The organism is Aquitalea sp., from assembly GCF_030150775.1.
In the GTDB taxonomy this organism is placed as follows: Bacteria; Pseudomonadota; Gammaproteobacteria; order Burkholderiales; family Chromobacteriaceae; genus Aquitalea; species Aquitalea denitrificans.
Genome location: NZ_JASLFG010000041.1, coordinates 76550 through 90676, shown reverse-complemented (window position 1 = coordinate 90676; position 14127 = coordinate 76550). Strand labels below are relative to the sequence as shown.

General features: G+C 43.4%; 8 protein-coding genes. 1 reads left to right on the top strand and 7 read right to left on the bottom strand.

The window, feature by feature from the left end; translation table 11 throughout:
• Positions 1 to 23: 23 nt before the first annotated feature.
• From QVF59_RS14870 to QVF59_RS14845, 6 genes are all read right to left on the bottom strand, one after another.
• Positions 24 to 2657 (bottom strand): fimbria/pilus outer membrane usher protein, encoded by a 2634-nt coding sequence (locus tag QVF59_RS14870; protein ID WP_287880961.1) that lies wholly within the window; start codon positions 2655 to 2657, stop codon positions 24 to 26.
• A 24-nt stretch (positions 2658 to 2681) separates the two neighbouring features.
• Positions 2682 to 3371 (bottom strand): fimbrial biogenesis chaperone, encoded by a 690-nt coding sequence (locus QVF59_RS14865; protein WP_287880959.1) that lies wholly within the window; start codon positions 3369 to 3371, stop codon positions 2682 to 2684.
• Between the two features lie 145 nt (positions 3372 to 3516).
• Complete coding sequence (locus tag QVF59_RS14860) at positions 3517 to 4104, bottom strand: fimbrial protein (protein WP_287880957.1); 588 nt, start codon at positions 4102 to 4104, stop codon at positions 3517 to 3519.
• Between the two features lie 2010 nt (positions 4105 to 6114).
• Positions 6115 to 8112, bottom strand: coding sequence for a hypothetical protein (locus QVF59_RS14855; RefSeq protein ID WP_287880955.1), 1998 nt, complete (start codon positions 8110 to 8112; stop codon positions 6115 to 6117).
• 7 nt (positions 8113 to 8119) lie between these two features.
• Positions 8120 to 9622, bottom strand: coding sequence for a site-specific integrase (locus QVF59_RS14850; RefSeq protein WP_287880954.1), 1503 nt, complete (start codon positions 9620 to 9622; stop codon positions 8120 to 8122).
• On the bottom strand, positions 9619 to 10695 hold the full coding sequence (locus QVF59_RS14845) for a site-specific integrase (protein ID WP_287880952.1): 1077 nt from the start codon (positions 10693 to 10695) through the stop codon (positions 9619 to 9621). Before QVF59_RS14845 ends, QVF59_RS14850 begins: the two co-directional genes overlap by 4 nt.
• A 512-nt stretch (positions 10696 to 11207) precedes the next feature.
• Here QVF59_RS14845 and QVF59_RS14840 point away from each other — a divergent pair.
• Positions 11208 to 11804 carry a hypothetical protein gene (locus QVF59_RS14840; protein WP_287880950.1) on the top strand — a complete coding sequence of 199 codons (597 nt, stop codon included), beginning with the start codon at positions 11208 to 11210 and terminating at the stop codon, positions 11802 to 11804.
• Between the two features lie 183 nt (positions 11805 to 11987).
• Here the strand turns inward: QVF59_RS14840 and QVF59_RS14835 are convergent, their stop codons facing one another.
• A complete protein-coding gene (locus QVF59_RS14835) occupies positions 11988 to 13799 on the bottom strand; it encodes a hypothetical protein (protein ID WP_287880948.1) in 1812 nt (603 codons plus the stop codon).
• Between the last annotated feature and the right edge of the window lie 328 nt (positions 13800 to 14127).

Here is a 14127-nt window from a genome sequence, read left to right as displayed (position 1 = left end):
TGGTTTTAAGTTGAATAATTATTCTATTGAATAATTTTGATGTGTCTTTGGCATATTTCTGATATGTAGTTGAATTTTAAATTGCTCGGCCTTGATTTTGTTTCCAAATCATATGAGATGGTACATTGGGTATCTGCTTGATTTCCCCATTTGACTAGTAATGTGCCTTTTTTATTTATACTTTTTACTAAAACTCGACTACCTTGGCTGACAATTCCAACATCTCTTCCATTCTCATCAAAAATACTTGCTGCAAATGGAAGCGGATCCCCATTTTCTAAAGTGCTATTGATTATCGTGCTGTAAGATGGTTGTGTTGCATACTCTATATGCATAATTGCCCCGGCGCGTGGAGTTAAAACAGTATTATTGTCTTGTGCCAACTCTATATTTAGAGGCATTTTCTTGGTTATCAGATCAATTTTATTGACGTGATATGGAGTGAGATTGCTAATGATGGAATAGCCATATTTATCAACCGGTGTTCTTGAAACACCAACAGCAGCACCTTCTCCATTTGGTACATGAACCAGTGCAACGGTTTCTCCAGTTGCTTGTGACATGGTTATTCCGTTGGAATGTACAATCAATGCGCCTGTTGCTGTTGCAGAGTACTGTTGATATCCAGGCCCTGAGCTTATACCGCCAGAGACTGCCACTTTTGGGAACATGTATCCAAGCCGCACGCCACCATTTAAAGATTTATTATTTGTTGAGTTGCTATATGCTGTATAGAATGCACTGTCATTATTATTAAATCGTCCAGATATGCTTGTGTTCAACTGAGAAATTTCGTTTCCTTCATAGGAAATTAGACTGTTAATGGATGATCTGGCAGTTTCTTTTCCGAATGGAATGCTAATATTTAAATTGATGCTGTTTTTAAATGACGATGTATTGTTATAGGATTCTTTGCTTCTCTGTAGTGCCAGGGTGGAATTTATATTTTTCCAGGTGTCGCTGTATCCTGCGGATATATTTATTGACTTTTCTTTCGTTCCCCAAAATTGCGATATCGAACCATTCAGATATATAGATTTGGATTTGATGCTTTTGTTGAGATTTATTTCTATTCGTTGTTTTTGAACTAGTGGCTGCATATTTGTGCTAATGAAACCCTGGTCCATCAATCTTGTTGCATTGCTTAAGGTTAAATACTGGCTGGATAAATAACTATATGAAACAATAGAAATATTAGTTCCGCTCTCAGGCAGGGATTTACTAAATGCAAAGCGTAAGCTATTGCCAGATTGCGATTCTTCATGACCTGGTCGATACATTGACCGTGTGATATCCGCAGATATTGTCCCAAATTTGATGTTTAGTGCGCTTCCAATTAATGCGCTTGAGTAATTGTTTGAATAAATCAGGCCTGCATATCCAGTCCAGTTTCCATTGAATCCGTGTCTAAATATGCCTTGAAATAGATTTGGATTATTTTTAATTGAATTGAGATGTACTTTACCTAGTGCAATATTGTATCTATATTGACCGACACGTAATAATTCTGGTGAATATGCATAAGGAACAATAAAACTACGCTGAGATCCATTTGCTTCAGTTGTGACTACCTTCAAATCCCCGCCATCGGTTTGGGCTTGAATGTCATCTATTTCGAATGGACCTGGTGCAACTGTAGTTTCATAGATGAGTTGTTCTTTCTGATAAACGGACACTTTGGCATTGCCAGTTGCAATACCATGGATTATTGGTGCATAGCTTTGAGCGACATCTTCGAGCATTCGGTCATCGCTATATAGCTGCATGCCTTTAAATGGAATATTGTCAAATAAATTATCATTTGTAATGGTTTCCCCAATGATTATTTGTGATTTGAGTGTTGTGCTATCTGTTTGTAGATATGTATTGTTTGTGTTGTATTGTATTGTAGATTTGTCTTGATTATTCCAATTCAGTGATCCTGAATGCCGTAGCCTCCATCCTTGAAAATTTGCACTGCTGTTGATTCCTACATATGCACTTTGCGAGGTATTGGTTTGAAAAAAATTACTGTTATAGTTAACTAGTAATCCACTCTCGCCTTGTTGCCAAGTTGATGGGTCTGCATATGTACCTACTCTTGGATTAGTTAAGAATATTTCTGGAATAGTTAATGTTAGTTTTTGCGCGCTCTGATCCGTGTCAATTGTGCTTCCTGGTATATTTTTCAAAATGTCATAACAGTTATTCTCTTGCTCTGACAGTATTGATTCATGATTTAACTTGATGTGTTGATTGATTTTGTTGAAGTTAATACCAAATTCGGCGAGCTGTTCTTTACTGATGCAAACTTGTCTGGTTAAATCTTTACTGTCATTTATTATTATTTCTTTTAGGCCTTTGGGCGTGCTGTTAACATATATTTCAAATCTATATTTTCCGGCTATTAATTTTGCACTTTTATTGAACCTGCTAAGGTCTATGGTGGGGGTGTTGGAATCTTGATATAAAAATGCCGGATCAAATTCAATATCGCTGTTCTTTGTTTCCGACTCTTTCTTTGAATCGCTAGTAGCGGAATTTAGAACGTCTGCGGTTGAGAACTCGCTTGCCATGTGTAGAGGGAAATATATTGCAATTATTTTTGTAATAATTTTGCTTGATTTTTTAATGCCATGCTTTTGAATGGTATTTTCCCATTTGCAATTTTTTACCATTTCCCGTCTCGCATTGCTTTTATATTACGGTATTTTTCTTACTTCATTTATTTCTATATTTTTGGTGGTGATTCCACCGAAATCGTTAACAGCCTTGTATTCAATTCTTAGTGGTACAGTAATATTCTTTTCTTCCAGCTCAAATTTTTCATTTGTGAATGGTGCAACCATGCTTGGCTTTGCCTCTGTTGATAATATTTTATTTTCTATTTTAATATTTATTAAAGATACAAAAAATGGGCTGGTATTTTTTACGTCTAGAAAGTATTTATTATTTTCATGCAATAGGCTCCACCCTAAATTTTTTATCCCATCATTTGCCGCAGCGGGGAGTGATTCTGGTCTGAAAAATAACTTTATCCGGCTTCTGTAAGTGAACTGCAGTGTATTGTTTTCATTATTTTTTGGAGGTATTTCTAGAATATTTAACCAAAAGATTGATTCCCTATCGTCTGGTAATTTTTCTCCAGTGTATATAATTCTCAATATTTGTCTTTTATTTCCGTCTATCCTAAATATTGGCGGAGATAACACAAATGGAACTTGTATGTTTGTGGGTGATTTTTCTATGTTTCCTCTGTCTATCCATGTTTGTACCAGTGATGGAACTGTGCCTTTGTTGTTAATTTCTATACTTGTTTCTTGTTCGTTTGATTGGAAGATTATTCTTGTACCTTTCATCACTATTGCAGCATGTGTTTGCTGTGTAAGCATTAACAAAATTATCCATCGTCCTATCAGGGTGTATTTATTTTTTAAATTTGATGTCATATGATTTTTTAGTTAAAAAAGCTTCGCGCATATTTTGGGCGAAGCTGCAGGATTAATTATAAGTTGTAGTTATATACGACTTGTTTTGTTATTGATAAACCAATACATAGTCAATCTGACTAAATATTGAGCCAGGTGTCGGCGGTATGCTCGGGTCTACACGTACCAATCTGGCTTGCAGATTAGCTGTTCCTGAGCGATTTCCCGTTGGTGTCGTAGACATGGCTGGGGTAATGGTCACATTGGTAAACCCATTGCTTCCACCAAGGCGAATTTTTGTTGCGGCACCACCTCCAGATGGAATCGCTGCAAGTTCGATCCCCACATTACCAGCAGGTAATGGCCCGTTTAATTTCAGGTTGCCTGTTGGTTTATCGATATTTGGATTATTTGGATTAAATGCTATTGATACGGTGTCCTTGTTGCACGATGCAGCATCACCAGAGATCGTAAGGGTGAATGGAACAGGAGTTGCACCAGCTGCAGGTACTTCCGAAGGTTGCAAGGAACCAAAATCAACTGTTTTAAAGCCTTGCAGTTCTCCGTCAATAAGACAGGTACTACTTCCAATACTTCCAGTAAATGAAATCTGACCCGAATTTGTTGCGGCAGCGTTTGATGGATTGGCTATTACACCTGCAGCGATAAATAGCGATATTTTCACTAGATTTTTCATGAATGGTCCCTTTGGCATGAGATTTAAGTGCACTTGATAACTCAAACGCCATTGGAACTTGGATGAATTCATGGTTTGAAATAATAAGAATTTTCTTAAGAGAATTATTTATTTTCCTCATTGCGATAGGAAATTTCTATATGTAAGTTGATATTTTGTTTGTTCTATGATTTGTTATTGATTGACTTTTAAATTGTTGATTTTGATTTGAGACATCGGGCAATGGTTGAGCTACGTTTTACTGCACTAAAGAGCAGTAGGACTTGACTGGCTCTGTTGCATTGATCTGTTTGAATTAATTTACATGATGCAAATGTAATTGTACTAATAGCTATAGCTTGTCAAATTTCGGATGAGATATTTGAATTTTTCCGTAATCTAGCTATATCACGGTTTGTTATTGCCTTCATGCTTTGATTCGGGTGCGGCTTATTCTTGCTTTATTTGATGTTGACAAAAGTTAATAGATTTTCCTGTCATGTGGTGCTCGACTGTAGTTAGCCGCAGTGTGTATTTTCGAAGTAATAATGTGGGGGGGGCGACCAACATTTTCAGTCTACATGGTGGTGAGTCGTATTTAAGTGTTTTTAATTCATGGACGACTACTTCACTTGTGATAAACCTTATGTACCAAAACATGCGCGGTAGCGGTTCAGTTTCCCTTTGATCGATGATGAATAGTGTTTTGTAGCAGTACGTCAGTCTTTAACTATGAGGTTCTGTGACGAAGGTCTATTTCTTACCCGGGCTGCTATATGGCTGGCTATGTTCACTCTTGTGATGCCTATAGCAGCCTGTGGCAATCATTGTTTGAAGGGCTTGCAACGGTTACAGCAACCGGATTTAAATGCTTTGGAGTGATAGCCAATGAAACTAGCCTGGCTATCAGATAGATAGTCAGGCTATTTGTTTAAGCGGCTTTATCTAAAAGAGGAGTGGTCTGCAAACAGTTCTAGCGTTTGTTTTGCGGGCGGAGATAGGTGGTGGGTACTTCTATTGATTAGCCATCTTGCATGCGCTGTTTAACACAGGCCTCACTGCAAGGAATGCAATGGTTTTACCAACAAGATTCTTGCCAGGGTGTATGTACTGTCACCACGCAATGCATAGTAGGTATTTGCCTGTTGAGTTTAGCGAAACAGTCGAATGCTTTTGCTCGGCGGAATGTTATAGATGGTGTTGTAGGTTGATGCATTCAGCACTACTTTAAACGCCAGTACCAAGAGATCGTCACCCAGTTGCTATGCCAAGCACGCTACCGGTATTGATGGCGCTTCGCCTAAGGATGTTTATGACTGTTGATACAAGGAGGTGTGCTAGGGCCGCGCTGGTATAGCGAGACTACTGTAATAAAAAAAGCCAGATCCGCGGATCTGGCTTTTTTATTGTGTGCACCAAGCTGGCTCAAAACGGTTGTTAACACCTCACATAGCCGGAAAAAGTAGGCCACAGCACAAATTGTCCTTGTTATTTCTCAGTTTTTTACTGGCGTGTGGCTCCTCATGTGAGCGAGGTGTAAAGAAATTTGTAAAATAACAGTATTGTGGGTTCATTAAACTTTACACTTCAGATTTGCCTTACTTGCAATGGGTTATGGCTTCTCCGACGAGTCTCGGTCGATTGGAGGTAGTGGAGCATCCAACTTCTCCTTCGAAATACCGTGCTTGTAGGCGTTGTACTGCCACCGTACGAACTGCACAAGCAGCCTCTCATTCTCCGCCATCAATCTGCTGCTCGTGTTCTCCAGTCTACGTATCCTCTGCTCTGCGATAGTCAAGCTGGCTGGTCGCTTGGATGGGGTGGGTCCCGATTTCAACTGCTCCTTTCTGTTCAAGTAGGCATTTTTAATTTGCTTATGTGTATTGAGCGTCTGTCTTGTGGGACGGGTGCCGATTAGCTTTGCTCCTTCCTCACACAGAGCCTCCCATGTGAGTTTTCCTTCCCAGGCGTCAATTAGCTGGATGAGGATAACAATATCCTTTGAAGTTAAATGCTTTGCCATTTCTAATTTCACTCCAACAGCAAACGGATTTCTTCAATTTCTGGTGTTGCTGATTGTTTCAACGACTGCTCCGGTAGCTGGGAAACAATTGCTTGCTTTAGCGCACTGTGCTCTTGGTCGTTGCTAAGCCAGATGATCGTACCATTCGGAGCATGATCGGACTCCAGTAGATGGATGAGTGCTTCTACTCGTTCCAGTGTTTTGAGCTTATGTTGAGTCCAACGGTCTGCTCCATATATTCCAACAGCTGATGCTGCTTTGGCTTTCTCAAGCTGCAAATGGATACCATCGCGCTGCCGTTTCAATCGCTTCAGTTTTTCGACATCTCCCTTAACACAAACCTGTTCAGTGCAGTTCAAGCAGTCGCGTTGCCGTTGGCAAGGTACCATCGAATAATCGTGAACACAGAAGCCAAATTCCGTAACATGCGCTATTCCTTCGCCAATGGCTTGTAAATCGTTGTATGTCACTGGAGCGTTTGCCCTGATTTTCGCGACGAGTTCATTGCCGATACCTGCTTCGCGGGCTGCAGCAACATACTCATTATCAGTCATATGGTTATAGACCGCATTCTGGTGAATATTTGCTCTCCCAGACCATTTTGCAATATCCAACTGCCCGAGGTCCCCACGCTGGGCTGCGGTATTTAAGTAGTGGCGGATCTGGTGTGAAGTGAGGTAAATATTCGTTCCATCAGGGTTTTTGTAACCATGACGCTGCCAGATGCTTCTCTTGTTTCGCCCTGAAACTAATTTAAGGTCATCTGTAAACGTGTTGCTGTCAGGTACCCAAAGCATCACAGGGCTTGTGTTCAGATCGGGGCGAAACTCGTGCATCCGGAAACAGCAAAGCGCTTCCGAGTACTTAATGCCTAGATCTCTTCTAAGCCACGGCCATCCTTCGGGAAGTTGAGCATGGCAATATTCATTTATAAATGCTAAGGTCAGCGGTTTGCCTTCCGTGCGGAGTACATTATATGGATAATAATTTTTGAAAAATTGCCTGGCTGAATATCCTTTGTTTGGTTTTAATCCTAGAGCTTCTTCAGCTTGACTTAGAGTGATTGGCTCGTTCTCTCCAACGTTTGGACAACCTTCGTGTCGATAGAATTTATCTGGGTGCTGCTCGTACCATAGTGCCAAATCCCTCCCTGGCTCAGAGAGGGAAGATAACCTATAAACCGCCTCTTGGGCGACTTCTTTAAAAACGGTAGGTATCCACTTGATATCATGTCCGTATCCCTTTCCTGCCCAGAACCGAAGGCCGACTCGCTCAACATCTTTACCATCTTTTTCATAATGTAGGCAATTGAGCGGTAATGCCTGGACCTCAGTAATTCTAGATGGAGCGCACATCAAAAGACCAAAGATAGAAGTAGTAAAACGGTCCCGAGGATCCTTCAAGTCGTTCGCGTACATTTCTGCCATATACTCAAGGCAGTGGTCTGGGGGTATCTTTTCTGCACGTTTCCTTTTCCCGTCTGCATCGGTTCTATCAATTTCTTTTGGCTTAGAGAATGGATTCTTCCATGTCAGGCGCAGATGAATAATACCCGCCTCATTTAGGAATTCGACTAGTTTGACAAGTTGTATGCCTGCTTGATATGCAGTGGCTTTGTATTCCCTGGCGACTTCCGCGGCAACATCCATTACGATGTGGTTAACCAGCGTGATATCAGCTCTGCCACATGTTTGGAGGAGGGCTTTTTCGATACATCGAAGCGCTTTTAATTCATTTTTTAGTTTTGTCGGGTTATGTCCTTGCTGATACCTGAGGTAGGCCTTGGCAAATGACATTATTTCGAAATCTAAGAGCTCGTCTTGCTTGTAGCCTCGAGCACGGGCTCCAATCACTGTGAAATTTGCGATGCCAGGCCAACTATCTGCCTCCCAGTCAAGATTTTCGCCAAATACCGTCAAACGATCTCGGCACATCTCAATAAAATCTGCTAGATTTCTTCGACAGTTGTGTTCGTGTTTTGGAGTGAACAGCAAAACCTTAGCCATGCGCCATCTATTCTTTCATTTTTTTGCAGCGAACGATTACATCGCTGACGGCAAGTATTAAGCGATCATTTGCAAATGCGACCTTGCGATCGTCAGTGAGATCAAGGATCCGAGCGCGCTCTTGCAGAAGATAGTCGAGGACGCCCTCGTGTGGTCCGTCGAGCCACGGTTGGAAGTGGTTGCAGGTGTAGCAGGCTACAGGGGCCAATGCATTGCAGAAGCCATAGCTTCCGCAGTTCCCCAAATTCTCGGCACCATTCGAGATCCGACTGCTTGGGTCACTTCCGCGGTGCGCATCGTGTTCAGTTTTGATGATGATCCCTTGGAATGTTTGTGCGATCGGTGCAAGTTGATACGCGACAGCCTTGTCGATTCGCTCTACGATTTCAGGGAGGTTCTTGACATACACGCCGGTGTGCTGTGTGTCCGTATGATCTAGTGCCTCCGCAATGACATACTCTCCCTTGCCTTCACGTCCGAGATTTGTCCCGAGGGTGTACCGAAAGCGATACGCGTTCATCAGGATCGGGGCGCCGGTTCTCTCACTATTCACTGATATCATCTTTGCGATATGAACCATCGTTCTCGCCAGTGTTTCGTTTCGCAAATGTAGCCTGTCGTCGTTAAGCTGGGAGTTAATATCTTCCGAATCATCGAATGCAGAGTAATTCGGGAATAATGGTAACTTTGTCTTCTGTTCGTCGCTTAAAGCGGCCCGAGCAGAGAACTCCCGATAGACTGCCGCGGCCTGTTGCTTCAGTAGCAACCAAAGATCCTCGATGATTGGTATTTGTTTGAATGTCTTTCGCCAGCCACCTTCACTCCGTTGTTTTGCTCGTGGTACGTTCAGAAAATTCTTTCCAGAATGACTAATTAAGTCCCCAATCTTAAGGGCTGTGATTTGAGTTGGCCGGCGACCCGTCATGATCACTGTCATCGCAATTGATATTTCGAAGAGAGATACTCTGGCATTAGCATATGCAATAGTAATGCCACTGATCACTGCATCCATTTCGATGTCGGTCAGAGGTCCCCGCTCTGGACACATTGAACGGATTGGTGCTCCTCTGTCCCCTCCTGATAGTGTCCACTTGTTGAGCAAGCGAATAACATCATCGGAAATTCCATCGTATCCTAAAGCGCTCCATTTTTTAATGAAAGTGCGTAGTTGTGCAAATTTATTCTCACCACGCTTTCCCAGTAGTGCTCGATATGAAATGAACGATTCTACGCTAAAAATTGTTTTGATGCCGCACGCATTAAAATAATGCATGCTTTGATAGTGAAGGTTTTGCACATAATCTGGTGAGTTCCCTTTTGCATAGAAGGCAAGGACTTCCCGGTACGATTCGTACATGCTGCCATTTAAGTATGTAGTGGCATTTATTACTCGAATACTGACATCCTTGCTGAGTTTCCAGCTAGGAGCTTCGAAGTCAACCTCGTATCCATCCCTGGAAACAAATTGTTTATTTGTAGCTATTTGTAGCACTTGCATATTGCTGTTCATTTATTTTTCTCAATTTTTTTGCCAAGTATTTTATGCTGAAGTTCCAGCATGGATTCTGCTGCCTCTTTCTTGATATGTCTGCGGTTGTAGATTGCCGCCGTTTTAGAGGCCTGCCCCCAGCCCATCAGGTACGATCTTAGTTTTTCCTCTCGTTCTGGCGATAAGCCTTTAGCTGTGCTCAGATTCGAAAATGAGTAATTCCAATGATGTCGAAGTTTGTGCGCGTGAATCGTGCTAACTATTCCCTTTAGGGCTTCTATGAATTTGCTGAAGGTGGAATTGGAGATAGGCGCCCCCTGATGGCTCCCTTCTTTGTGAGTGACAAAGAGATAACCATGCTGCTTAGCTGCCGATAACTTACTGCGGTGTTGAGTTACATACTCATATATCCGGTTTACTAGTTCAGGATCTAGGGGGAACTGGCGCTCGCGTGTTTTTACCACTGGTTGATAACGGCGTTGATCGTTTGGTGAGTCTGGTCGTCTTACGATCCGTAAATAGTTTGCTGAAAAATTAATATCCTCCACCTTTAAATTAAGCAGTTCTCCACGTCGAATTCCGGTCACTCGTAAGATGATAAAAATAAGAGCATTTCGGAACTGGACAGAATGGTCTGTGAACGGGTTTTCTTCTACTCCAGGCCTAAGTTTCTCCTCAAGGGCATCTAGAGCTGAATCCTCTAAGTGTTTTTCATCTCGTTCCCGACTCGCTGTTTTTGACGTTTGATTAGGGCGGTTTGCTTTGATCTGAGCCACCATCGCGCTAATCTGCTTCTCAGCTTCTTCTGACAATGGATAAAATCTTCTGGCAAGGAACTCAAGATATTCTGCAGCCACTGTCATCCGCGCATATTGGGTGCTTTTGTCGACTGTTTTGCGTTTTCGCTTTATTGAAACAACCTTCTGGTTTGCTTTTTGCTTAAGTGAATCCTGTAGGAAGTCTCTCAGCGAATGCACCTCATTAGCTTTCAAGAGCTTGCCTCCGGCAAATCGCTGCTCGACATCTATGGTGTATGTGGCCTGCCAGGCGTATAGGCATTTGATTGCGTGTAGAGCATTCTGGATCGTATTCACAGCGCGTGCTCCACCGCGAAGGGCCACGGTTACCCAAAGAGTGGGATAGAAGAGGGGAATTCCTGTCTCATCTACTAGAATCGCATGGCGCTCCCCGTCGATGCCTCTGGGCCTCTTTATTTTCAATGACATTAAAAACCACCTCTTTGATTGAGAATATATATTTATTCTTACTAATATTACGTGCAAAATATTTGCTCAATATTGCATGAATGACTGTCATTGTTTATATGGTTTGGCTGTATTTTGGCAATACATTGCCCATTCTGCACATTGTGCCGAATTGATAAGCATTGGTGAGAGCGGGGTTAGGGATATTGGTCGCTATGCTGGGTGCAAGGGGGCTGAGAGATTTAGCGCTTGATAGGTGTTAGTCAGAAAATGTTGGCTGGCAGTGTAATGCGGATCTTTATGTCACGCAATTGTAATTTTCTGAAAACTAATAGTTTTGTTTTTGTGGTGTTACACGTATCTATATTTTGCGGTTGATACGGTTGTATTTAAAATTTCGAATGGTAGTATTTGGTTTGGCTTGTATTGACAATCTGGTTTTAATTTTGTTTATATGTGTGTGCGTAAGCAAGATGACTGATAGATATGGAGGTTTGGCGTTTATTATGTTGATTTTTTTTGATGCTGAGTTTACTGACTTTATTGATTGTGAGCTGATTAGCCTTGGCTTAATTAGTGAAGATGGTCAGTATGAGTTATATCTAGAAGTGCAAGACTTTGACCGTTTAAAATGCAATGCCTTCGTTCTGGCGGCCGTGTGTTCGTGCTTAGGTCGAATTGCTGATGCAGAGGTTAGCAAGACTGACCTTAAAAATAGGTTGATGGCTTGGTTTGCTACGCTACCGTATAGCGTAACGGTTGCATGCGACTCACAACACGACCGGGATCTCCTCGCCGACGTGTTTGATGGGGACTGGCCAATAAACCTAGCCGGATGGCTTGATCTGCGGCCATTGATGGATTCAAGAGCTTTTAATCGGGCTGTAGCGCGCCATCACACAAAGGGCAGACCTTGGCATCATGCGCTATTCGATGCCCAAGCTCATCGGGCGGGTTGGTTGGCTTGGGTTGCAGAGAATGATACACGTGAAGTCTAGTTACCCTGTCTTGACCTGCTGAATCGCCCCTAGTTTGCTAGATGCTTCAATGACTTCTACCTGTGCAGAAAAAGCCATATGTCATTTATGGTGCGATTGACTACTTTGACGGATGGTTTTTCTCTGATCCCAACTGACACTCCGAGGCTGGGACGGACCAAAGTGCTTATCAGGCAGTAACCTTCATGGTTGGCAGACCACGTATCCGAATGCTCCAACTTCTGCGCATGCGGAGAAGAACGACATCAGAAGCCAGTAAAGCTGAACGAAGTACGGATCAGGTAATTCTCCGCGAGCAACCGCCTGCAACGCGTTATCTACAGCAGATTTACTGAGTGACGATGTGACAATTGCCACATGCCTGATGGTATCGGGTGCAGTACGAACCTGTTCGAAATTACTTTCAAGGTGCGCCTGATCGCCCTTACAAGTCCGTGAAATTGCAGTTTGATGCCTGTTGTTGTTATACGTGGTTCGCCATCTGACGAATTTGGGCATCAATGTATCGTATCCGAGTCCCATTCTGCCCAGATTCTTGATCGCCTGACTCACTGAGATATGAAATGCACTTGCTCCTAACGTAAGTGCATCATGCTTTGCGTGATAGAAAGTAACCCGTGTGGGATTAGTCGTGGTACCGAGACCGATAAAGTCGGCCCATTCATCATTAAGATCATCACAGACCAATACGTCGTCGCTGCTGGCAATGTTGTTGACGACGACTCCAAAAGTTGAATCCGCATCAAACTCTGTGTGGTTAGCAGAGAAAGTACCTTTCTCGCTTGTGACGTGCGCAAGCGTCGGCTCTACCTTTAAATAGCGCAGGAAGCCTCCACCGCCAGTTGAAAAAACCTCATCCCGGAATAGAGTTCCGTCAATATATGCAAGTGAGATGTCGTCAAACAAGATGATGTATGCATCTCGCCTGTCGAGGTATGTCCGTAGCGTTTGGCGATCCGGATCTCTTCCAATCAAATACTCGACGGATTCCACTTCTACCGAGGATGAAAGTGGAAGGTCCAGTGCTCGCAGTGCAATCCGCGTTTTATTAACAGAGATCGCGCCGATAGGTGTTGCGTTGTCCTGTTGCATAACGTCAAACATTCGGCCGGGGCCCCGCAGAGTGAACGGTTCTCTGAGTTCGTCCAGAATTGCGTCTGACTCGATCTTCGTCAGTTGAACATAGCCGTGTCCTGTATTTCTAACTAGCCTAATCGCCGGCTCCTCATACAACGCATCAGCCAACAAAGTGACGTCGACCGAGAACGTGATCGGGTGACTGGTGACAGAGCTGAGATCAAGGGCACGCGCGAAAGTCCTGATAAAGGGAGAAATTGCGGTGGTAGGCGGCGAGACCAAGCCGTCGATTACATTACAGCCGTATGATATTAGATCATCATGTTTGATCGGGTCAGATCTTTGCGAGATGCGGCCAGTGCTTGGCGTTGCGGAGTAATACTCGCCCCCTGAACGCAGTAGATAGACTTGCGGTACATATCGGCTGGCTCCCGCTGGTCCGACTACGTTCGCGAGATCTGGTGCTTCCAGGGTCTTAGCTCGCATGGCGTACTTGGACATAGACATATTGCGCATCCGCATTCGTTCAAACACTGAATCGCTCTGGGCGACGACAGTGGTTACAAGGTCTGGGTTGAGGCGCTCGAGAAACTCAGTTACAAATGCGGAGGGCAGCTCCAATCTTGATTTGAAAACCGCAAGATGCCCCTTGTACTCGATAAGAAGCACGTACCCCCAAACTCGCTCCCTCGCGGCGGTGGAGTCGTCCAGAAAGGATGGTTTGCGTTCAAACGAAAACGACACGGCAGACCATTTGGAACCAACAGCATCTTCTCGAGTGTACAAAAAGTGATTGCGTGACGGTGAAAGCTCGTCAGATCGGAGTTTTTTGAATAAATCGCCAATCGCCTTGCTAGTGAGTGGTTTACGAAGTTTGTAGAAAGTCGCCGTTTTTGCGGTTTTGAGTTCAGCAATCATTTTGATTAAGTTTGGCGATTGAACAGTGTGAACGTTCGAGAAGTTCAAAGGTGTTATGAATATAATACATCCGCATTGCGAACGTCACGCTGTTGGCATGAAATGGCCGTGGAATAGCTTCGTTAGGGCTAGTCGCTTGGGGCAGAAGCAGTCGTTCTCGGTTCTCTGCATCACAGGCCACTCTGGTCGAACACCTGTCGCCTGTGATGGCTCAAGGGCATGGCTGGGCAAGCATGCAATGGGTTGACAGCTAGTCGCACCAGGGAGAAGCCGGCAACACTAGAAATTACTTTTTCGACGTGTGCTGTTCGTTGCTGCTACCCTATGC